Origin of the sequence: Desulfotignum balticum DSM 7044, from assembly GCF_000421285.1 — a bacterium.
Classification (GTDB): Bacteria; Desulfobacterota; Desulfobacteria; order Desulfobacterales; family Desulfobacteraceae; genus Desulfotignum; species Desulfotignum balticum.
In genome coordinates, this window is the sequence record NZ_ATWO01000001.1 from 1073617 (window position 1) to 1095529 (window position 21913).

General features: G+C 54.8%; 16 protein-coding genes and 1 tRNA gene. 3 read left to right on the forward strand and 14 right to left on the reverse strand.

Translation table 11 applies throughout. From position 1 onward, the window contains the following. Window positions 1–27 precede the first annotated feature (27 nt). The 3 genes from K365_RS0105595 to thrS all read right to left on the reverse strand — a co-directional run bounded on the left by K365_RS0105595 (window position 28) and on the right by thrS (window position 3306). Window positions 28–104: transfer RNA gene (locus K365_RS0105595), tRNA-Met, on the reverse strand. A gap of 93 nt (window positions 105–197) precedes the next feature. After that, entirely contained in the window at window positions 198–1412 is a 1215-nt protein-coding gene (gene alr / locus K365_RS0105600; RefSeq protein ID WP_029724967.1) for an alanine racemase, read from the reverse strand. Further along, entirely contained in the window at window positions 1396–3306 is a 1911-nt protein-coding gene (gene thrS / locus K365_RS0105605; RefSeq protein ID WP_024333851.1) for a threonine--tRNA ligase, read from the reverse strand. The genes alr and thrS overlap by 17 nt, the downstream gene beginning before the upstream one ends. Before the next feature lie 83 nt (window positions 3307–3389). On the opposite strand from thrS, the gene K365_RS0105610 reads away from it, so the two are divergent. Continuing rightward, a complete protein-coding gene (locus tag K365_RS0105610; RefSeq protein WP_024333852.1) occupies window positions 3390–4511 on the forward strand; it encodes a ribonuclease D in 1122 nt (373 codons plus the stop codon). A gap of 91 nt (window positions 4512–4602) precedes the next feature. Further along, window positions 4603–5496, forward strand: coding sequence for a diaminopimelate epimerase (gene dapF / locus K365_RS0105615; RefSeq protein WP_024333853.1), 894 nt, complete (start codon window positions 4603–4605; stop codon window positions 5494–5496). 15 nt (window positions 5497–5511) lie between these two features. Here the strand turns inward: dapF and K365_RS0105620 are convergent, their stop codons facing one another. After that, entirely contained in the window at window positions 5512–7209 is a 1698-nt protein-coding gene (locus K365_RS0105620; RefSeq protein ID WP_084489773.1) for a DUF3373 family protein, read from the reverse strand. A gap of 24 nt (window positions 7210–7233) precedes the next feature. Further along, window positions 7234–7578 carry a hypothetical protein gene (locus K365_RS0105625; RefSeq protein WP_024333855.1) on the reverse strand — a complete coding sequence of 115 codons (345 nt, stop codon included), beginning with the start codon at window positions 7576–7578 and terminating at the stop codon, window positions 7234–7236. Window positions 7579–7958: 380 nt separating this feature from the next. Between K365_RS0105625 and K365_RS0105630 the strand changes: the two genes are divergently transcribed. After that, on the forward strand, window positions 7959–11114 hold the full coding sequence (locus tag K365_RS0105630; RefSeq protein WP_024333856.1) for an aminotransferase class III-fold pyridoxal phosphate-dependent enzyme: 3156 nt from the start codon (window positions 7959–7961) through the stop codon (window positions 11112–11114). A 20-nt stretch (window positions 11115–11134) separates the two neighbouring features. On the opposite strand, the gene K365_RS0105635 is transcribed toward K365_RS0105630, so the two are convergent. From K365_RS0105635 to K365_RS0105675, 9 genes are all read right to left on the reverse strand, one after another. Continuing rightward, on the reverse strand, window positions 11135–11557 hold the full coding sequence (locus tag K365_RS0105635) for an acyl-CoA thioesterase (RefSeq protein ID WP_024333857.1): 423 nt from the start codon (window positions 11555–11557) through the stop codon (window positions 11135–11137). Window positions 11558–11570: 13 nt separating this feature from the next. Then, window positions 11571–12779, reverse strand: coding sequence for a (Fe-S)-binding protein (locus tag K365_RS0105640; RefSeq protein WP_024333858.1), 1209 nt, complete (start codon window positions 12777–12779; stop codon window positions 11571–11573). Window positions 12780–12794: 15 nt separating this feature from the next. Beyond that, entirely contained in the window at window positions 12795–15251 is a 2457-nt protein-coding gene (locus K365_RS0105645) for a hydrogenase iron-sulfur subunit (RefSeq protein ID WP_024333859.1), read from the reverse strand. A gap of 74 nt (window positions 15252–15325) precedes the next feature. Next, the gene (locus tag K365_RS27860; RefSeq protein WP_156887688.1) at window positions 15326–15481 is read right to left on the reverse strand and encodes a hypothetical protein; all 156 of its coding nucleotides are present in this window, start codon (window positions 15479–15481) and stop codon (window positions 15326–15328) included. A 22-nt stretch (window positions 15482–15503) separates the two neighbouring features. Then, complete coding sequence (locus K365_RS0105655) at window positions 15504–16820, reverse strand: DEAD/DEAH box helicase (RefSeq protein WP_024333860.1); 1317 nt, start codon at window positions 16818–16820, stop codon at window positions 15504–15506. 251 nt (window positions 16821–17071) lie between these two features. Continuing rightward, a complete protein-coding gene (locus tag K365_RS0105660) occupies window positions 17072–18877 on the reverse strand; it encodes a DUF6178 family protein (protein WP_024333861.1) in 1806 nt (601 codons plus the stop codon). After that, a complete protein-coding gene (locus K365_RS0105665; protein ID WP_024333862.1) occupies window positions 18870–20591 on the reverse strand; it encodes a B12-binding domain-containing radical SAM protein in 1722 nt (573 codons plus the stop codon). The genes K365_RS0105660 and K365_RS0105665 overlap by 8 nt, the downstream gene beginning before the upstream one ends. Before the next feature lie 39 nt (window positions 20592–20630). Next, window positions 20631–21224, reverse strand: a complete 594-nt coding sequence (locus tag K365_RS0105670) for a nitroreductase family protein (protein ID WP_024333863.1) — start codon at window positions 21222–21224, stop codon at window positions 20631–20633. A gap of 13 nt (window positions 21225–21237) precedes the next feature. Beyond that, the gene (locus K365_RS0105675) at window positions 21238–21879 is read right to left on the reverse strand and encodes an XTP/dITP diphosphatase (protein ID WP_006963492.1); all 642 of its coding nucleotides are present in this window, start codon (window positions 21877–21879) and stop codon (window positions 21238–21240) included. Between the last annotated feature and the right edge of the window lie 34 nt (window positions 21880–21913).

Sequence of the window (21913 nt, forward strand, 5' to 3'; positions counted from 1 at the left end):
TTAAAAAAGGAGGGGCATTGTATTATCTGGTAGCGACGCAGGGACTTGAACCCCGGACTCTGCGGATATGAGCCGCATGCTCTGACCAACTGAGCTACGTCGCCAAAAAACCCAGCAAATATATCACAAAAAATTATTTTTTGTCAATCATTTTTTGATATTTCATATCAGTTCAAGGTCAACCCTGAGGAATCATTCTAAGGTTTCTGGCGGTAACAGACAGGCAGACGACCGGTCAGACCGGCGGTGATTTCATAATTGATGGTATTGGAGAGATCCGCCAGTTCATCCGCCGATATGGTGCCGTCCCCCTGGGTTCCCATCACCACCACCTCATCTTTGGGACTGACATCTGGGATATGACCCACATCAATCATGGTGAAATCCATGCATACCCGGCCTGTAACCTTTGCCCGGTGTCCTTTCACCAGCATGGGGGCGGTATCGGACAGACGCCGGGGGTAGCCGTCGGCATATCCCACCGGAACCGTGGCAATGACGGTGGGCCGGTCCGTGACATGGGTGCTGCCGTAAGATACGGCAAACCCTTTGGGCACCGGTTTGATCTGGGCGATTTTGGAAATAATGGACATGGCCGGGGTGAGGGGTGAGCCGTCCACGCCCGGGCCGGGGCACAGCCCGTACAGGGCGATGCCGGGCCGGACCAGGGTGAAATGGCTTTGGGGCAAAGTCAGGGTGGCAGCACTGTTGGCTGCATGAATAATTTGCGGCAGCCGGTTTTCAGCATCCAGGCGGTCCAGCAGTTCTGTGAAAAGGGCCAGCTGCTGTTTGGCATGGGTTTTGTCCACGGCATCGGCATTGGCAAAATGGGTGTAGATGCCCTCCACCTTCAGATGATCCATCTGCATCATGGACCGGATGTCCGCCAGGGCCTGGTCCATGTTCAGGCCGGGGCACAGGCCCAGCCGGCCCATGCCGGTGTCGATTTTGATGTGGGCTGTGACAAAAGTGCGGGCGGCCCCGGCAGCGGCATTGACGGCCCTGGCTGCATCCGGACCGGTCAGGGAGATACGGATGCCGTGCCCGGTGGCAGCCACGGCCCGGTCCGGCAACGTGTCGCCAAAGACCAGCACCGGGGCGTCAATCCCGGCATTCTTTAGCTGGACCGCTTCAGCCATGCGGGCCACGCCCAGCCATTTTGCCCCATGGGACAGAGCGGTCCGGGCCACATGAACGGCCCCGTGTCCATAGGCATTGGCCTTGACCACGGCCATCAGGGATGTCTGCGGGGTGCAGGCCTGTTTCAGTAGCCGGGTGTTTGCAGCAATGGCATCCAGATCCACTTCGATGCGGGTGGCGGGCACCCGGGAGAACAGGGTGCGGTTCAAAGGCCGGATCCCAGAAGCCATGGCACGGGTCCGGCCGGGATCATGGCTATAAAACAATGTCATCCAGGATCCGTTTTTTGATGTGCTTTTGCACCGGGGTGACAAACTCAGCCGGAGACAGTCCCAGCTTCACTTTGCCGTCCAGGGTCCGGACCGACAAGGTCCCGGTTTCCTTTTCCTTTTCCCCGATGGTGAGAATCAAGGGCACGTAATTGATCTGGGCTTCCCGGATTTTCTTTTTCAATGTTTCGTTGCGATGATCCACCTCGCACCGGATTCCGGCGGCCTCCAGGTCTGTTTTTACCTGGTCGGCATGATCGGCCAGGTCCTGGGTGATGGGCAGGATCACGGCCTGGACCGGGGCCAGCCACAAGGGAAATCTGCCGGCAAAATGTTCCACCAGAATGCCGAAGAACCGCTCCATGGAGCCGTAGATCACCCGGTGGATCATGATGGGCCGGTGTTTGTCGTTGTCCTGGCCCTTGTAAGTGAGATCAAACCGTTCCGGCAACGCCATATCCAGCTGCACGGTGCCGCACTGCCAGGTCCTTCCTAAGGCATCCTTGATGTGGATATCGATTTTGGGGCCGTAAAATGCGCCGTCCCCTTCATTGATGAAATATTCCTGGCCGTAGTGTTTCAAGGCTTTTTCCAGGCCGGAAGTGGCTTGTTCCCACTGGGCGTCCGTGCCGATGGATTTTTCCGGCCGGGTGGACAGTTCCAGGTGAAAGGTCAGGCCGAATTTGTTGTAGATCTGTTCCGCCAGGCGCAGGACGCCCAGCACCTCGGTTTCGATCTGGTCCGGTGTCATAAAGATATGGGCGTCATCCTGGTGGAATGACCGGACCCTGAACAGCCCGGACAAAGCCCCGGACAACTCATGACGATGCACCAGGCCCACTTCTCCGGCCCGCAGGGGCAGGTCCCGGTAGGAATAGGACCGGGTTTTGTACAAAAGCATGCCCCCGGGGCAGTTCATGGGTTTGATGGCATATTCCTCGTCATCGATCACACATGTGTACATATTTTCCCGGTAGTTGTCCCAGTGCCCGCTTTTTTCCCACAGTTTGCGGTTGAGCAGGACCGGGGTCTTGGTTTCCACATACCCGGCGGCCCGGTGGGCTTCACGCCAGTAATCCAGCAGGGCGTTCCACATGTCCATGCCTTTGGCATGAAAAAAGGCCATGCCGGGCGCTTCATCGTGAAACGAGAACAGATCCAGCCGGGTGCCCACTTTGCGGTGGTCCCGCTTTTTGGCTTCTTCAATGAGGTGCAAATACTGGTTGAGCTTTTTTTTATCAAAAAACGCCGTCCCGTACAGGCGCTGGAGCTGCTCTCTGGACTGGTCCGCCCGCCAGTAGGCCCCGGAGATTTTCATGAGCTTGATGCCCTTGATCATCCCGGTGTGGGGAATGTGGGGCCCCCGGCACAAGTCAATAAACTGACCGTTTTTATAAAGGGATATTTCCTGGTCGGAAAGTTCATGGATCAGTTCCAGCTTAAACGGATTGTCTTTAAAAATTTCCAGGGCCTGGTCTTTTGTCACCACCTGCCGTTCAAACGTGGCTTTGGCTTTGATGATTTTCTGGATTTCGACTTCGATTTTTCCTAAGTCATCTTCGGAAATGGGCGGCATATCAATATCATAGTAAAAACCGTCTTCCACCACCGGGCCGATGGTGAGTTTTGCATCCGGATACAGGTTCAGGACCGCTTCAGCCATGACATGGGCTGCAGAATGGCGCAGCACCTCCAGGGCGTTGTCATCGTTTACTGTGATAAATTCAATGGCGGTATCGGTTTCAATCGTCCGGCTCAGGTCCAGGAGCCGGTCATCGATTTTCATGGCCACGCAGTTTCTGGCAAATCCTTGGGAAATGCTTTGGGCCACATCCATGCCCGTGGGAAAATTGTCAAACTGCTTTATACTCTTATCTGGAAATGTTATGGTAATCATCTTGATTTTCCATTGTATTTAAAAGGTTTTAGATATAAAAATAAGGATTTTAAATAAAGTACTCCCAACAATCAAGGGAAAAGATGCTGCAATTTACCTTTATCGAGTCTGACGCGGACCTGGCGGACGCCTGTGCCCAAATGTCTGAATATCCCATTATCGGGGTGGATCTGGAAGCGGATTCCATGCATTCCTTTAAGGAAAAAATCTGCCTGATCCAGATCGCAACAAACGACGAGGCGTTTCTGGTGGATCCGTTTACCATTGACAACTTTTCCCCTTTTGTGGATGTTCTGGAAAATCCGGATATCATCAAGGTGTTTCACGGTGCGGATTTTGATGTCCGAAGCCTGGACCGGGAAATGGGCGCCCGGATAAACAACCTGTTTGACACGGAAATCGCATGCCGGTTTCTCAATGTCCGGGAGCGTGGCCTGGCCGCTTTGCTCAAAGATCATTTTGATGTGCATGTGGACAAAAAATTTCAGAAACAAGACTGGTCGAAACGCCCGTTGAAATCAGACATGGTGGCTTATTCCGTGGGGGATGTGGCCTATCTGATCGCCCTGCACGGCATACTGGTGAAGCGCATGGCTGCCATTGGCCGCCTGCACTGGGCCACAGAAGAGTTTGAAGCCCAGGCCAGGGTGCGGTATGAGAACAACCATGTCCCGCCTTTTTTCAGAAAAATCAAGGGGGCGGGCAAACTGGACAACCGCAGCCTGGCCGTCCTGGAAAATTTGCTGACCCTGCGCATGGATCTGGCGGAAAAAAAAGATGTGCCTTTGTTCAAGATCATGTCCAACCAGTCGCTGCTGGCCATGGCCACGGGACGACCCAGATCCCTGGATGAGATAAAGGAAAATAAAATGCTCAGTCCGCGCCAGGTGCAGATGTTCGGGCATTTGTGCCGGCAGGCCATAGACAGGGGCATGGCCTTGCCCCACAAAGACCTGCCTGCGTATCCCAAAACGGTGATGCCCCGGAAAACCCCGGAAGTGATGGCACGCATCACGGCATTGAAAAAAATGCGGGAAAAGAAAAGTGAGTCTCTGGGCATGGAACCGGGGTTTCTGATCAACAATGCCACCATAACGGCCCTGGCCCAGGAAAAACCAATCACCCACGCGGATCTGGATGCCATGGGTGTACTGCGCAACTGGCAGAAAGAGGCCCTGGGGGATACAATTCTAAAGACGCTGTAAACGGGGTCACGGGGTCAGGCCTGCGTTATTGTAGTTATTGATCCCAATAACTACAATAACGCAGGCCTGACCCCTCCCATCGGGAGGGGAGATGACACAGATTTTGTTTTCAAAAATGCAAGGGATCGGCAATGATTTCGTTGTCATGGATGACCGGGACGGGTCCATTGAAGCCGCCATGCCGTATCCGCAGCTGGCAAAAAAACTGTGCGACCGGCATTTCGGCATCGGAGCGGACGGCATCATCCTTGTGAAGGATTCAGAGGATGATGATCATGATATCCGGTTTGTGATCTATAACTCGGACGGCTCCCGGGCGGATATGTGCGGCAACGGCATGCGATGTTTTGCCAAATACCTGTATGAGAAAAACATCATTGATAAAAAACAGATCCGGGTGCAGACCGATGCCGGCACGGTCATCCCGGAGGTGGTGGCGGATGCATCCGGCCGGGTGACCTCGGTGAAGGTGGATATGGGGCCGCCGGTCATGTCCTGCCGCCAGGTGCCGTTTGTCTGTGACAAAGATACCGCCGTTGACGCGTCTGTTGACATGGCGGATGGTTCCACGGTCATCGTGACTGCCGTGGGTATGGGCAATCCCCATGCCGTGGTGTTTGTAAAAGATCTGTCTGAAGTGGATGTGGCGGCTCAGGGCCGGGCCCTTGAAATCCATCCCCGGTTTCCCGCCAAAACCAATGTGGAGTTTATCCAGGTCATGGATGACCAGACATTGAAAATGAAGGTATGGGAACGGGGTGCCGGCATGACCCTGGCCTGCGGTACCGGTGCCTGTGCGGCTTTGACTGCGGCCCATATCACCGGCCGGACCGGCAACTATGCCACCGTGGTGCTCGATGGTGGAGACCTGGCCATCTTCTGGGACAAGTCAACCAATCATTTAATCAAGACCGGCCCGGCCCGGCTGGTGTTTGAAGGCGTTATCCGTGTCAGCGCCGGGAACGGAGCTGACACGGAATTTTGATCGCCTTTAATTTATTTAAAATCTGACAGTGGCGGAGATGTAACCGTCCCATACTTTATCAGCGACAGGAAATAATGCGTTCAAGGCGTTTAATTCAGATATTTCTTCAGGTGCCCCCAGCGGATTGCCGCTGCCCGAGTATTTATAGTCATAGTATCTGGTACCCAGTTTGACGAAAAAGTTCTGTCCGAAAATCGGCTGGATATAATATCCTTCATACACACTGCCCCGGGTGGCCAGTTTGCTTCCAACCAGCGAATCTTCAGCACCGGTGAAGTTAAACCAGTATTTGGATCCCCAGTTGTATTCAAGCCCCAGTCGGCCGTTAAACGGCATGGGGAAAATGGCACCCGCATAAAGACTGTATCCGTCGTGGTCTTCCAGATTTCCGTTGGAGCTGAGCAGTCCCTGGCCCATGATTTCATAAAACGGATTGGCGGAAACCTGTGATGGAGACGTGTGACTCCAGGAAAGGGCCAGAAACAGGTCGATATCTTTTTCAAACGTTTCGTATAAATTTTTTCTCAACAGCAGTGATGCCGCATCCCAGTCCCCGATATCCGTGCTGGGCTGCATCCGGCTGATGTATCCGCCGGTGTTTTGTTCAAACGTATACAAGCCGGTTGCCGGATCTTTTGCAACGGTAAACGGCATGACCGTCAGACCGGTGAATCCGTCAGTGATATCCCAGGCATGGGCGTAATTGAGCACGGCGCTGGTGGAATCGTCATCAAACAGGGTGGCAATAAAGCCGAACATATGAACATCATCAACATCCGGCTGACTGGCTTCCAGAGAATAGGAATTGCCCCAGTCTCCTTCAAATCCGACGCCGTAACAGAATTTCAGTGCGGCACCATAGATGCCGGTGACCTCTTCAAGACCGAAATTCAATGATGCGCCGTCAAACTGCCAGTTGATGATGGTGCCCAGAGGCGATCCGGCTTCCAGGCTGTAGTTGGCGTACTCCAGAGGCGGTCCATAGGTGGATGGCCGCCGTCCCAGTGAGAAACTGATGGGGATGTTGTCCCAGTAATTGTTGTAAACAAAATAAGCCCGTTCCAGACGCAGGGTATCCCCGTGGGGCAAAGAGGATGTATTTCCGTCCATGGTGATATCGCCAAGACTGCCCTGGTTGAACTTTACTCCGGAGGAATCGCCAAATACCTTATAAGCTGCCATCCTGCCGGAAAAACTCAACTGATCGTTCACTTTGGCATGCATGTTTACATGGAATTTATTGGTGAATATCACATCATTGTCTGCATCGAATTCATCCGTGGGTGGAATCATGCCTGCCATGGCCATATTCTGAATGCGTTGCTGAATCTGCGTTAATGTAGCATTGTTGAATCCCCCGGATGTGTATGGGGTAAAGAAACCGTTCACCAGGGCAGGCGGTGCGGCCTGCATACCTGAATAATGCAGGGTATCGGCCCGGGACCGCAGTTCGATGCCAAGGGACAGCTTGTCCGTGGCGGTATGAAGTTCCGCCTTGTCCATTCGGTCGTTGAGATATTCGACCTCTTCAATCTCTTCCGCGTTCTTTTTTTCTATCTCAATGATTTTTTCCTGAAGTTTCTGAATATTCTGATTCATGGCTTCCAGCTGTTCTTTGAGCATCTTCACTTCATCAGACGCCTGAACACCGGGTACGGAAAATCCCGCCATAAAAGCAAGTACAAAAAAAACCGCCACTTTTTTTTTCATCATGTTTCTCCTGTTGCCTGCCGCCGTTTATTTACATTTTGCCGGGGTGGGGGAATCGGCCGCATGTTTGTACAGATAGGCATATATATCTGCAATGTCGCCCTCAGACAGCTGTGACCATTCTTCTTTGCACAGAAACTCCTCAAAGTCTTTTTTTTCAAACAGGCGTTTCCACTGGGCCATGGTTTTGCTGTCCGGACTTAAGGGCGGAATGGATGAATCAACTTCACCCCGCTGGGCGCAGGCTTTATAAACCTTTTTGTAAGTATATTTGCCTTTTCTGTCATTTCCGTCCGGTTCATTTGCCATGCCGACACCTGCGATTGAAACGATCAAGAGCATTGACAGCATGAAAAAAATTGATTTGCGCATTGGTTTCTCCTTTTAATTGACTGTTGTTGTATTATAAATACACGGGGGTGTGCCAAAGGAGATCATTGCAACCATCATGCCATTTTTCCTGCATGAGAAATCTTTGTCAAGAATATGGATAATAGAGTTGTTTCAGCATGTTAGAATGGCTTGTGTCTAAAAGGGATACGGGTTGATAGTTGTCTGTATGTTAAGGTTTTGTTAATAGAAGGTATTAACAGATTAGCACTGTTCAGATAAATCGGGATGATTTGAAAATTATGACAGAGGCACTCATCATGAATGCGGTTGTCTAACTGTTTTTTATTCATTAATATAATATGGCATTCGCCTCCATGGGGGCGGTAATGACCACTTACAAAACAGACAAGAAAGGACATATGGCACAGAAATATTCATCCATACGCATTACTACCGCCCAGGCAGCCAGGATCGCCCGGCAGTTGTATCAGGTGTCCGGGGATATCATGCCGCTGCCCGGAGAACTGGATTTTAATTTTAAAATCACAGGCGGCCGGCAAAGTTACATACTCAAAATCAGCCGTCCGGGAGTGTCTTCCGGCTATATTCAATTTCAGCAGGCTTTGCTGGACCATGTGAATACATCAACGATCCCCGTGGTCTGCCCGAAAACGGTTTTGGGCGTGGACGGCAAATCCATTACCAGCATTCTGGATGATGCCGGAAACCCACGGCTGGTCCGGTTGCTGACCTGGATTGACGGCCGGCTGTGGTCTGATGTCAACCCGGTCACCGATCAGTTGCTGAAGAGTCTGGGCCGCCAGGCCGGGCAGGTGACAAAGGCATTGCAGGGGTTTGACCATGACCTGGCCCACCGTAACCTGGTATGGGACCTGGCACAGGCCGGCTGGACCCGGGATCACCGGCATCTGTTTTCTGGAGAACAGCAGGAGATCATTGATTTTTTTTATCACCGGTTTACACAGATTCAGCCCGTTTATCAGGGGTTGCGTAAAAGTGTGGTGCACAACGATGCCAATGACAACAACGTGGTGGTGACAGAAGATCGGGTTTGTCCGGAAGTTACAGCCATTATTGATTATGGGGATGCCGTGTACACCCAGACCGTCAATGACCTGGCCGTGGCTGTGGCTTACGCGGTCATGGGCAAACCGGACCCGCTGGCCGCGGCCCTTTGTGTGGTCAAAGGGTATCATGCGGCATTTCCTCTGGAAGCACCGGAGCTGGCCCTGCTACATACTCTGGTGGCCATGCGCCTGGTGATCAGTGTCACGAAATCGGCCCTCAACCGGATCAAAGAGCCGGAAAACACCTATCTGCGGATCAGTGAAAAACCAGCCTGGGATCTGCTGGCACAGTGGCGGGCCGTGGATGAAGCTTTGGCCCATTACAGTTTCAGGCAGGCATGCGGCATGACGCCTCATCCCGGAGAATCCGGTTTTGTGAATTGGGCCGGCAGATGTGATACACAGTTTTCAGATCTGCTGGGAAATGGAAGCGCGGATTCAGGTGCCGCACCAGTGCCGGTTTCCGTGGATCTGAGTGTGGGAAGCCCATGGCTGGGGCATGCAAAAGATTATACAGATCCGGCCCGGCTGGCCTTTGAGCTGGGTTGTCTTTCCCGGCAGAAGAAGGGGGCCGTTCCGGCGGGCGGATACCTGGAGTGCCGGGCCGAACCGTTTCTGAAAACCCATGAGACCGGCATGGAAGCACAAGGGGCCGTCCGGGCCGAGGGCAACAGCGGACCGGTCTGCCGCAGCCTGCATCTGGGCATGGATGTGTGGGCCATGGCCGGAACCCCGGTCCACGCCCTGTTTGAAGGCCGGGTGGTCCACGTCCGGATGGAGGCCAATGACGGCCCTGCAACGGAAACTGAAATAGACACAAAAGCAGGAGGAGAAACGGAAACTAAAACGGCCACTGGCATTGGCGCTCCGGCGGGCAGTGCCGAGCTGGTCCTGGCACACCGCACCCCCGTCGGCATGCGGTTTTATACTCTTTACGGCGGCTTGGACCCGGAATGCCTGAGCCGGCTGGACAAGGAACTGGCTGTAGAAAAAGGGGAGACACTGGGAATGGTGGCCCCCCGGACAGCAGTCAACCCCCGGGTGCCGCATCTGCATTTTCAGGTGATGCTGGATTTGCTGGGGCAGGGATGTGCGTTTCCACGGGCGGTGTTTCCGGATCAGAGGGAGGTGTGGAAAAGCATCTGCCCGGACCCCAACCTGTTTTTCAGAAACCGGTGCCTGGCGCCGGCTCCGGCAGAGGACATGAACACGGTCCTGGCATACCGCCGGCAGCACTTAGGCAAGAGTCTGAGCCTGTCCTATGACACCCCGCTCAAGATCGTCCGGGGCAGCGGGGCATTTTTGATCGATGAAACCGGCCGGCGTTTTCTGGATACTGTGAACAACGTGGCCCATGTGGGCCATGAACATCCCCGGGTGGTGAACGCCGGTCAGGCCCAGATGGCCGTGCTCAACACCAACACCCGGTACCTGCATGACAGCATCAACCGGTTTGCCCAAGCCCTGCTGGCGACCTGTCCCGATCCGTTGTCCGTGGTGCATTTCGTGAATTCCGGCAGCGAGGCCAATGAACTGGCTTTGCGCATGGCAAGAGCGGTCACCGGACACCGGGACATGATCGCCGTGGAAGTGGGATATCACGGCAATACCGGGGCCTGCATCGATATCAGCTCCTACAAGTTTGACGGCAAAGGCGGGCAGGGGGCCCCGGCCCATACCCATATCGTGCCGCTGCCCGATGCGTTCCGGGGCCTGTACCGGGGGCCGGATACCGGTGAAAAATATGCCGCCCATATCCGGGAACAGATTGGGCAGGTTCACGCGGCCGGAAGAGGCGTGGCCGGGTTCATCTGCGAGAGCATCATCAGCTGCGGGGGACAGATCGAGCTACCGCACGGATATTTGAAAACCGCGTATGACGCGGTACGCCAGGCCAAAGGCGTATGCATCGCCGATGAGGTGCAGGTGGGATGCGGCCGGATGGGGCACACATTCTGGGCGTTTGAGCTGCATGGGGTGGTGCCGGACATCGTCACCATCGGCAAACCCATCGGCAACGGACATCCCCTGGCCGCAGTGGTGTGCACCCGAAAAGTGGCGGATGCGTTTGCCAACGGCATGGAGTATTTCAACACTTTTGGCGGGAATCCGGTTTCCTGCACCATCGGCCGAAAGGTGCTGCAGGTGATTGCGGATGAAGGGCTTCAGGAAAACGCACGATCCACCGGAGAATACCTGAAAGCCGGGCTGCGGGATTTACAGAAACGGTTTCCGGTTATCGGGGATGTGCGGGGCCAGGGGCTGTTTCTGGGGTTTGAACTGGTGGATGAAATCCTTCAGCCCCTGGGAAACCAGGCTGAATATCTGGCCGACCGCATGCGGGACTTAGGCATTCTCATGAGCACGGACGGCCGGGACCACAATGTGCTCAAGATCAAGCCGCCAATGGTGTTTTCCAGAGCAAATGCGGATGAGCTGCTGTTCCGGCTGGAAACCGTGCTGAGCGAGGATGCCATGGCGGTTTGAGACGTCTGGTGCCAGAACCGTTACGTGACCGCTGAGACAAACGCTTCCGGCATCCGGACAACCTTGTTTTCAAGATAATTGAAAAACACGATCCCGGTTTTGGCTTCCAGAACCAGGGTGTTGTCTGGAACACGGGTCACCCGGTAAAAGATATCGCAGCCGTATTTGTTGAACTCCCCGGCTGACATCTGGATTTTGAGCCGGTCTTTGTGCCGGGCCTGGGCTTTGTAAACCACGGCCAGGTCGGAAATAACGATGGCACAGCCTTCGATATCGGTTTCCGAATACCCCAGATAGTTGAAATACCGGATCCTGGCTTCATGCAGAAGTGAGACAAACGCATCGTTTCCCACATGATTGCCGTAATTGATGTCCTGAATCCGGACGGTCAGTTCGGTGAAATAGGCAAACGTGTCAGGCAGAGTCAGAGATATTCTGGCCATATGAATGATCCTTTTACAGCACCAGGCATTCCGATGCCAGGGCCGCCACGGTATCCACTTTCATGCCCAGCTCGTAATGGGTGGACAGTTCCCCCAGCTGCCGGTGGCAGGACAGGCAGGCTGTGGCCAGGTGTTCCAGGCCTGTGGCCCGCATCTGGTCCGCCTTGGGCCTGCCGGTGATCATCCGTTTTTTCGTGGTGTCGGAATCCTGGAGCATGCCGCCCCCGCCGCCGCAGCAGACCCCGTTCTCCCGGTTGGGCACCAGTTCCCGGACCCCTTTGCAGCACATGGCCAAAAGTTCCCTGGGTGCATCATAGCCGCCGGATTTCCGGGCGATGTTGCAGGGATCGTGATACGCGATTTCATAGGGATGGACTTTGGGATCAAATTTGAGCACCCCTTTTTTTGCATATTCCACACACAGCTCCGGTATGCTGATGATGCGAAACCCTGGTTCTCGGCCCAGTAATTTTGCGATCCTGCATTTGAGCACATGATAGGCATGACCGCATTCACTTAAAACCAGGGTGTCGATGTTCAGGGCTTCAGCCGTTTCCACCACCCGGCGGGCAATCTGTTCTTCAACCTCGTGGTTTCCGACAAAATAGCCCCAGTTGGTGACATCGGTGTGATCACTGGACAGGGTCCAGGTTTCTTTCATGGCATAGAACAGTCTGGCCATGGCGGTGAGATGCAGCGGATTGACGCCCAGTTCCCGGGGATTGGGGAGATACAGAAATTTGCAATCCGGCTGATCATGAAGAATCCGGGCTTTTGGGTCCTCCATGTCATCGGCAAACTCTTCATCGATCCATTCCACGGTGTCCACAAATTCCTCGGTGGTCAGGCCGTTGACATTCCTGTGTGCCAGCCGGTGGTCAATGCCCTTGCTGATATCTTCCGGGATCTGATTTCTGGCCGCAGCCAGACTCCTTCCCCGGGTCACCACCTGGTCCATGTCAATGCCCATGGGACAGTCCTGGGTGCACCGGTTACAGATCAGACAGTCCCAGAGCATCCGGGAGTCCACCAGTTCCTGTTCCAGTCCCAGTACTGCCATGCGAACGATCTGCCTCGGCACAGGGCCGCCTTGCTGGTCAAACCAGGTGCACCGGGAGTTGCATATCCCGCAGGTCAGACATTCATCAATATTGTCCCCCTGGGTCAGCCGGTTGAGCAGCCGGCTCAGTTCCGTATCTTTTTCAAGGATGGCAGTTTCCATAATTTAATATCCTTATTATAAAATCCGGGTGTTGGAAATGATGCGGGCGAATCTTTGTGGTTCATTGGCGGCCACTGAATGCCAGGTCACCTGGTCCGGGGTGATGCCGGGCAGGGTCTGCAAGCGGGAAACTTCTTTCCGGGCCTTGGTGCTGCCGTTCATGGACCGGCAGTTACCGTCATGGCACCCGGCCACGATCACTTTGGCGGCGCCGTTGACCAGCAGCTTGAGCATCAGATTCACACCGGCGCTACTGGCGCAGGGGACCGATATCAAACGAATCGGGTCCGGCAGGGCCAAGGAACCTGCCGCCAGTGCGGCCGACCGTTGACAGGCCAGCACCACCACCTGGCCTTTTTCGGCCTGTGCCGCAATCCGGTCCGGGGTGCATGATGCGGATTCAATGGCCAGGGCCGGACAGTTGACCACGCACAAATGACATCCGAAACAGGCGTTTGGAACGATTTCAGGCCGGTCTTTTGCATTGAGGAAAATGGCCTGGTGGGGGCAGATGCGCAGACAGGTCAGGCACTGGGCACATTTTTTCTGATTGATCTCCACACCGGTATTCTGAGCGGGACCGGGAAAGTCCAGATCCGCCATAATGCCGTCCAGTTCAGCTGACAGATCAGTATCATCCACGTCATCATGGGCAGGTCCCGCAAAATAGATGCCTTTTCGGGGGCTATGGGTCAGGCGGTGGCGGACATTGGGGGACTGGAGAAATCCTTCCCTGTCTTTTTCCTGCCTGAGCAGCCGGGCCGCGTTGTCAATTCCGGGGCCGGGCACAGGCGCTGCGGGGACCACCAGTTGATCGCAGTGCAGGGTGACGGACGTTCCGGGCAGGGTCGCTTCATCCAGAGTCAGGGAGAATCCGGTGTCTGTTTTTTGGATCTGAATATCTTTCTGTGCATTGTATCTGAGAAATTTGACCCCGGCCTTGCGGGCCTGATCGTACATCTGTTGGCCCTGGGCCCCGTGAACCAGCATTTTATTCATGATCACCGTGATTTTGCGGCCGGCGTTCCGGGCTTCCAGGGCTTTGTTCAGTGCGAGACGTGATCCGGCTTTGGTTTCAGGGGTAAAATAATCCAGCAGGATGGCGATCTGTTCCGGCAGTTGCCCGGCCGGGATGCGGGCGAACGCGGTGAGATCCAGGGCGCCGCTTAAAGCTGCCTGGTCGGCAGCAGTCCGGTATTCCGGTGCCGGGGCCGCGATGATGGCCCGGCATGTCAGGGTATTTCGCCCCCCTTCCTGTTCATATCGCACGGTGAAACGCCCGGCGGTGCCGTCCACACTCAGGATTTTGCCCGGATCCATGAACGTGAGCCCATCCGCCGCCTCGCCCCGGCCGAAACAGACCGTGGTGTGACCGTTTTCTGCCAGGCTCCGGGCGATGGGATCCGCCTTGGGGCCGTCCCCCCACACCAGGACATCCGCTTTTTGGGCAGGATCATGCCCCAGTTCTCTTAAAACGGCTGCCGCAGCTGTCCAGCCCTCTTGCCGGGACCCCAAAATATCTTTGGGACCGGCGGCGCAGCCGGCCACATGGATGCCGTCAGCCAGGGAGGCATCCGGGGTATTGAAAAATCCCCAATGGTTCGGACGGACATTCAATTGACCGGCCAACCGGTTCAGTTCGTCAGATGGGGACATGCCGATGGACAGGACAACCAGATCAAAGTTTCTGGCGACTCTGGTGCCTGCGTCCGGATCTTCTACAACGACGCGTAAGCGGCCCGTGTCCGGATCTGTGAGGATTTCCGCGGGAACTCCCTGGGCCAGGGTCATCCGGGTGGAAAGATCAGCCGCCAGACAACGGGTCTCCTTGCCGATGGTCTGCAAGTCCATGTGATACAGGGTGATGTCTGCGTCCGGCAGCAGATGCAGCAGCTTGTCTGAATGGCGCAAAGAAATTTTACAGCAGACCTGGGAACAGAAATCCCGGTCCAGTTTCCGGTTTCTGGAGCCGACACACTGGATAAAAGCGATTTTCGGCTGCGTGATATTTCCCAGAAAATCACTCAGGGTTTCCGCCTTGAGCATCTGGTTCAGCCGGGCCGTGGTGATGACTTTGTCCTGGTTGTCAAATTGAAGGCTGGACAGAACAGATGGATCAAACGGGGTGAATCCGGTGGCCAGAATAATCCGGCCAGGGGTCACCGTCTCTCCCGAAGTCAGGCGGGCGGCGAAACCGTCGCCGGTTTTTTCCAGCCGGTCCAGGGTGGTGTTCAGATGCACGGAAATATTTGTGTGACCGCCGGTCTGGTGAACCATGTCATCGGCCAGGCAGGCCCCGCACTGCCGGCATTCATCCGTGGCCATGCAGGCCCAGGAGGCGGCATTTCCCCCTAAGTGATCGGCCGCTTCCACCAGATGGACCTGAACATTGCTGTCTCCCAGCGTCTGGGCCGCCGCCATGCCGGCAATGCCTCCTCCTAAAACCAGAACACTGTCAGAAGAGTGTGTCATATGTGCCTCCAGGATATGTGTGACGGTTTTTTTCTTACACGAGTCTTATCACATTCCCGGGTGAAAAAAAAAGTCTAAAATCCATTGATGCGGTTCTGGCGAAAAAGGGCGATTCGTAAAATCAAGCGATTTAAAGGTATCTGTCGCAGAACGCTGCTGTCACTCCTGATGCCTTCCAGGTGATATTCATCAGTGGAGCCGATGATATCACCTGCAATGGCACCGATCATATGGGTTTCTCCTGTCGGGGCGTTACACCGATGACCAGGCGGCTGCCTGTCTTTTGGGTTTAAGCCCGGTGGGCAGCCAGCTGGTATGCTGGGGGCGACGATTTTTATCCGGTTTGGCGGGTGCGGATTTGCCCCGGTTTTTTTGGGGGGCTTGTCTGGGTTTTACCGGTTCTGAAACCGGTCTGCCCTGAGCTGTGGACTCGGATGTTTTCCGGGCCTCGGTAACCGGAGTCTGTCTGACCGGCAGCTGTTTTTTAAGCAGCCGCTGAATATTGGCCAAAAGTCCCTGTTCGTCACCGCTCACCAGAGACAGGGCTTCGCCTCTTTCACCAGCCCGGCCGGTACGCCCGATGCGGTGAATGTAATCTTCAGCCACATGGGGCAGATCAAAATTGACCACATGGGGCAGATGCTTGATATCCAACCCCCGGGCCGCAATGTCCGTGGCCACCAGCGTCTGAACGGTCCCGCTTTTGAAATCCGCCAGCGCCCGTGTCCGGGCGGCCTGGCTTTTATTGCCGTGGATGGCCGCTGCGGTAATGCCGTCGCTGAGCAGTTGTTTGGTCAGCCGGTTGGCCCGGTGTTTGGTGCGGGTAAACACCAGGGTCTGGTGCCAGGAGCCGTCCCGGATCAAACCGGACAGAAGATCGCGTTTGCCGTCCTGGGAGACCTGGTATACCTCCTGATCAATGGCCTGGGGCGCGGTGTTGCCGGGCGACACTTCAATTTGAACCGGGTTTTTCAGCAGCCCGTCCGCCAGGTTCCGGATTTCCCGGGTATAGGTGGCGGAAAACAGCATGCTCTGGCGTTTGGCCGGCAAACATCTGATCACTTTACGGATATCATGGATAAACCCCATGTCCAGCATGCGGTCCGCCTCATCCAGGACCAGGCAGGTGACCTGGGAAAGATCCAGGGTTTTTCTGCCCACATGATCCAGGAGCCGTCCCGGCGTGGCCACCAGGATATCCACGCCTTTCTGGAACTGCCGGATCTGGGGATTGATGTTGACCCCGCCGAAAACCACGGCCGTGCGAAGGGACAGAAAGCGGCCATAGGCTTTGAAATCATTTTCCACTTGAGCGGCCAGTTCCCGGGTCGGGGTCAGAATCAATGCTCTGGGCAGCCGGGTGTTTGTTTTGTCCTGGTCCAGGTGCTGAAGAATGGGCAAAGCAAAGGCCGCTGTTTTCCCGGTACCGGTTTTGGCACCGGCAAGGATATCTGATCCTTGCAGTACTTTGGGGATGGCTTTTTCCTGAATGGGTGTGGGGGTGGTGTGGCCCTGTGCCTCAACGGCACGGAGCAAAGGGGCGCAAAGCCCCAGGTGTTGAAACGACATAAATTGTTCTCCTCTTAATCGCCCGCCTGCACAGCGCAGAACCGATCCAGGCTGAAATATAAAATAATAAAGGATTGGGGTAAATTAAGAAAAGGAATTGACCGCAATACTCCAGGCACCGACCGGAGGGTGCCATAAAACGTTTATAATATCACAGTAAGAATTTATTGCAAGTAAATTTTTACTGGTCGTGTCGGAGATGGGGTAAGGCAAAAGCCTGATGAATGGTAGTAACGCCTGTCATCAGATCTTTAACCACGTTTCAGCAGAAAATGGGGCATGAACCGCGGGTCGATGCGGTCCGGGTGAACGGTGGCATATTCTTCCCGGATTTCGTTAACCAGTTCCCTGAGCAGATCCGTGACCGGATCCGGCAATTCGCTGCCGATGGTTTCAGATGCCCACAGAGCCAGGTCCTCGGCCCGGATGTCCGAAGAATGTTTGGGACCTGTGAGGTCCAGTTTCGTGTCAGGCTCACGGGATGCCGCGGGTTTCAGACCGGGATCGTTGGTAAACAGGGCCGTGAAAAACGGCTTGAATGCAGCCATGTCTATGGGGGACAGGTCCGGGGCCAGCCCTAAGCGGTCTTTGGCCCACAGGGTGAGGATCAGGCTTTTGTAAGTGAGAACCCCTTTTTTAAATGAGGAAATGTCCGGGTTCAGCCGGGCCAGGAGGCGATCAATGCCCATGATCCGGTCCACAGCCTCACGGGTGATCTGAATGTCGGACAAAGAGGCAAAATGCCGGTACAGTTCACCGGTCTGGTAATTGTCAAAATACAGGGGCCGGTCCAGCAGCAGACCGCCCATGACGCCTAAAAAAGTTTCTCCCAGAAAGCTCAAAGGCAGGTTCTGCTGAAGGATAAAACTGTGTCTGTACCAGTTGTGCACGGCGGTTTTCAGCTGGACCCCGGCCCGGGACCCGGTCCGGAAAAGATCTTCCAAATAATAGGTTTGAATCAGATCTGCCGCGCTTTCCAGGCTGATATTTTTTTCAAGCATGGATTCCAGTCCCAGGCTCAGAAAAGCAGTGGTTTTCCGGATGATTTTTTCCAGGTTTTTTGTGTCCCGGATTTTGAGGCGGTCTGCGGAGATCACCTTGTTGACCAAAGCGGCCAGTTCCGATTCCAGGGTGAGCATGAAATCGGCCGGTACCAGCGCCAAAGCTTTGACAAACAGGTCGTCACCGGCCAGAAATTGGGTAAAGCACTGGGGAGGCAGCGGCAGGTCCGGGTCAAAGGGGTCAGAAGAAAAAACTATAGTTTTCGGGCGTTTGCGCAGCGTGGTGAGAGGCGTGGGCTGGTAAATACCGATGGCCTCATGAAACGGCAGAAATCCTTTTTCCGCCAGGCGGATGGTTTTGAGACGAAACTGTTCTTCTTCGGTTTCTGCGGGCAGGACATTCATGGTTTCCAGCATCAATCCATGAAACACGGACAGGTCCATGTCCGCCAGTTTCCGGACCATGGCATCGATGAGTTCCGAAGCCTGGACCTCCTCGGATAAAGGCATCTCCTCATCCGGATCCGGATTTTCCTCTTTTGTTGTTTCAGGAAACCGGAAATAGAACTTGTCGTCCATAGTTATGTAATCGTCAAAGTCCTCTGGTGGGACCTCGTCATGCTCCCGGATCAAAATGTCCATGTGCCGGGACAGGTAAAATTCGAAATAATCGGGCTTTTCCATGATGATCCAGCGCAGGAATCGTTCCGGATCCGCCTTGAAAAGCAGATCAAATGCCCGGGTCATTATCCGTGTGTCCAGCCGGTCCCCGTCCCATACTTCCACATCCAGAATATATTCCCACTGCTCGGAAGCAGCTAAAGACAGCACCGGGATGAAATCCGAGGGTCCGATCTGGTGCATGAGAAAATACAGGTCCTGATCCGGAAATGACTGGATCAGGGTGGCGGGGGCCGGACCATCCAGAACCGCATCCAGAGCGGATTCTGAATCCATTTTCAAAATTTGGCTGCGCTGGGATCTCAGTTTGAGTTCCCGGTTCTGCCGGTTGGTCAGGTGATGGTCTGTGGGGGTGTTGACAGGTTTTTCATTCATGATCGGTTTCCAGTTCTTTTTGGCAGATGGCCAGATAATGCCGGACATCCGGATGTTGTTCAAAAGGGGACAGGCAGGCCAGAGCACCGGCAAACCGGTGCTGATTCATCAGGCAGATGCCTTTGCAAAGAACCAGGTCTTTGCTGCCGGGAAAATGATTCTGGCCCTGATCAAGAATCTGTAAGGCCGGATCCATTTGTTTGTGTTTGAGAAAAAGCATGCCCAGTCCCAGAAAGGCCCGGAGATCCGGGTGATAGGACAACGCTTTTTCAAACAGCGTTTGTGCCGTGCCGTCCGGATTTCGGATGCGGTCATCGGTGCTGTAATCGCCGTGGGAAAAGGTCATGCCCAGCCGGGATAAAAAATCCGCATGATATGGATACAGGGACGGGTCATTCATCAGTTCGATATTTGCGGCAAACTCAGGCAGATGGTCATAAAATGCGGATCTTAAGGCATTTCCGAACTGTTTGACCTGATGAAAATCCAGGTGGTCATCCACTTCAAACCAGGGCAGATCTTCAATTTTTTTATGCCAGATCTCATCGCTGACCCGGCCGGTTTTTTGGGCCTGTTCGTACAGCCGGGTGCCCGGAAATGTCACCAGCATGTAGAATATCGCGCCTAAAGGCTGAAGCTGCATCAGCAGATCAATGCTCTCCTGGATGGTGTTTTTTGTTTCACCGGGCGACCCGTAGATGAAATAGGCCCGGGGGATCATGCCGGCGGCAGCGGTCCGGCGGAATGCCTGCACCGCCAGAGAATTGGGAACCGGTTTTCCCAGGCGTTTCTTGATGGTATCTGACCCGGATTCCACCCCATAGCTGATTTGAATGCAACCGGCTTTGCGCATCATGGCCAGCAGGGGCGGGTCCACGCGGTCCACCCGGGAAATGGCGTGCCAGGTGATGTTTAAATCGGCATGGATCAGTTTTCGGCATAAATCCATGACCCGGTCCCGGTCCATGGTAAAGGTGTCGTCACTGATATAGAAATGGGAAATCCCTTTGCCGGCCAGTGTCCGGATCTCTTCAAAGAACCATTCCGGGGAATGAAACCGGACATTCCGGGTACCCCAAAACAGAGGGGATCCGCAGAACGTGCAGGCCCCCGGACACCCCCTTGACATGGCCAGGTGTTGAAACGCAAAATACCGGGACGGGTGCGCCAGCCGGTCCAGGTTTTGGATCAGCGGGGCCGGTCCGGTATCCGTGATTTTGTTTCCGTCCCGGAACACCAGCCCCGGAATCCGGCTGAGATCCAAACAAATCTTTGGACCAGTTTTGCCGGTCTCCCCGGCCAGGGTTTGAACCAGGGCCAGGCTGGTCTGCTCTCCTTCGCCTTTGACAATGACATCCAGTTCCGGGCAGGCGGAAAAAAAATAATCCGCCATGAATGTGGGGGCCGGCCCGCCGAACACGATCACGGTCCGGGGCCGAATCTGTCGGGCGGTCCGGGCCAGGGACATGGCCGAGAACCGGGTGGGATTGGTCACGGAAAAACCGATGACATCCGGATGTTGTGATTCAACTGCCGCAGCGAACACCGCCTCGGGATCCTTGACATCGGCCTGGGCCAGGTTGAGGATGGCCGCCTCATACCCGGTATCCAGCATCTGGGCCGCCAGGTAGTACAGACCCACAGGCACCACCGTGGCATCCGCATCTGTGATGCGTGGATCCAGACATACCGGATTGACAAACAGCAGTTTCATTTCACAGCCTTTTTACCGGTGGGCCGGAGACCGGTTTTTTTAAGAAAACGTTTTGAAAACCAGGGTGTCCAGGGACCGTTTGGGCACATGGTGGACCTGGTTTTCATCCCTGAAATACTTGATGCTCCCGTCCGGTCCTACCTCATCGATGGCCGCTTTTTCCACGGGTTTTCCTAAAGCCACCACCAGCTTGACCTCCAGGTGATCCGGAATATCCAAAACGGATTTGAGTTTCTTGATGTTGATGGCCCCGAACATGCACCCGGCCAGGCTTCTGGCCCGGGCCCCCAGCAGGAGGGTCTGGGCCGCGATCCCGTGGTCGCACCAGAACTTGTCGGAGATGGTGTGGTCTCCGGTGATCACGATATACGCGGTGGGCCGTTCGGATGGGTCCGGACCGGGCCAGTCTTTCAGATAGGTGGCCCATCCCAGACAGTCAAAAATGGCCTGATTGGTCGGCTCACTGGTAGACAGAATATATTTCAATGGCTGGTTGTTACCGGCAGACGCACAGTGCCGGGCCAGGTCCACCAGGTCGAACAGTTCATTCATACTGATTTTGACAGTATGGTCAAACCGGCGGCAGGACCGGTTTCCTTTTACCAGAGATTTAAAGTCTTCAAAAGATGTCATGGCGGTAATGTTCCTATTCTTTGCAGGGTACTTGTTCGAACCGGGGCATGTTGATATCGATCCATTCCAGAATTTTGTCCATTTCCTGGGCCACCTGCTTTAAAGCGGTGCCCCGGTGGCTCACCTGTGCCTTTTGTTCCATGGGCACCTGGGCAAAGGTTTTGCCGAATTTTGGGAAAAAAAACAAAGGATCATATCCAAACCCGTTGTCACCGGCCGGTTCCCGGGTGATGATCCCTTCGCACCGGCCTTCATAGGTCAGGGCGGCACCGGTGGGAACGGCAATGGAGATCACGCATTCAAACGCGGCTTTCCGATTGTCATGGGGTGCCAGTTCTTTGAGCAGTCTGGCCACATTGTCGGCATCGGTGGCATCATCTCCGGCATACCGGGCGGATTTCACCCCTGGGGCGCCGTCCAGGGCTTCCACACACAGGCCGGAATCATCGGCCATGGCCGGGTATCCCAGGACCCGGGCTGTGAACGCGGCTTTTTTATAGGCATTGTCATCAAAAGTGGCCCCGTCCTCGACCACCGGAGGGATGGGTCCGAAATCGGTCAGATTTTTGATATCCAGGGGAAAATCTTTTAAAAGGTCCCGGATTTCCCGGGTTTTACCTGGATTGGTGCTTGCCAGGACCAGAATCTGTTTCAATGGGAAAACTCCTGTTGCTTGAAATTTTTTATTC

Bases quoted from the DNA above. Each gene is read 5' to 3' on its own strand.
- K365_RS0105665 (WP_024333862.1), bottom strand. From the start codon at position 20,591: ATGAAACTGCTGTTTGTCAATCCGGTATGTCTGGATCCACGCATCACA.
- K365_RS27860 (WP_156887688.1), bottom strand. From the start codon at position 15,481: ATGATCGGTGCCATTGCAGGTGATATCATCGGCTCCACTGATGAATAT.
- dapF (WP_024333853.1), top strand. From the start codon at position 4,603: ATGACACAGATTTTGTTTTCAAAAATGCAAGGGATCGGCAATGATTTC.
- thrS (WP_024333851.1), bottom strand. From the start codon at position 3,306: ATGATTACCATAACATTTCCAGATAAGAGTATAAAGCAGTTTGACAAT.
- K365_RS0105620 (WP_084489773.1), bottom strand. From the start codon at position 7,209: ATGATGAAAAAAAAAGTGGCGGTTTTTTTTGTACTTGCTTTTATGGCG.
- alr (WP_029724967.1), bottom strand. From the start codon at position 1,412: ATGACATTGTTTTATAGCCATGATCCCGGCCGGACCCGTGCCATGGCT.
- K365_RS0105625 (WP_024333855.1), bottom strand. From the start codon at position 7,578: ATGCGCAAATCAATTTTTTTCATGCTGTCAATGCTCTTGATCGTTTCA.
- K365_RS0105635 (WP_024333857.1), bottom strand. From the start codon at position 11,557: ATGGCCAGAATATCTCTGACTCTGCCTGACACGTTTGCCTATTTCACC.
- K365_RS0105655 (WP_024333860.1), bottom strand. From the start codon at position 16,820: ATGTCGTTTCAACACCTGGGGCTTTGCGCCCCTTTGCTCCGTGCCGTT.
- K365_RS0105660 (WP_024333861.1), bottom strand. From the start codon at position 18,877: ATGAATGAAAAACCTGTCAACACCCCCACAGACCATCACCTGACCAAC.
- K365_RS0105645 (WP_024333859.1), bottom strand. From the start codon at position 15,251: ATGACACACTCTTCTGACAGTGTTCTGGTTTTAGGAGGAGGCATTGCC.
- K365_RS0105670 (WP_024333863.1), bottom strand. From the start codon at position 21,224: ATGACATCTTTTGAAGACTTTAAATCTCTGGTAAAAGGAAACCGGTCC.
- K365_RS0105630 (WP_024333856.1), top strand. From the start codon at position 7,959: ATGGCACAGAAATATTCATCCATACGCATTACTACCGCCCAGGCAGCC.
- K365_RS0105610 (WP_024333852.1), top strand. From the start codon at position 3,390: ATGCTGCAATTTACCTTTATCGAGTCTGACGCGGACCTGGCGGACGCC.
- K365_RS0105640 (WP_024333858.1), bottom strand. From the start codon at position 12,779: ATGGAAACTGCCATCCTTGAAAAAGATACGGAACTGAGCCGGCTGCTC.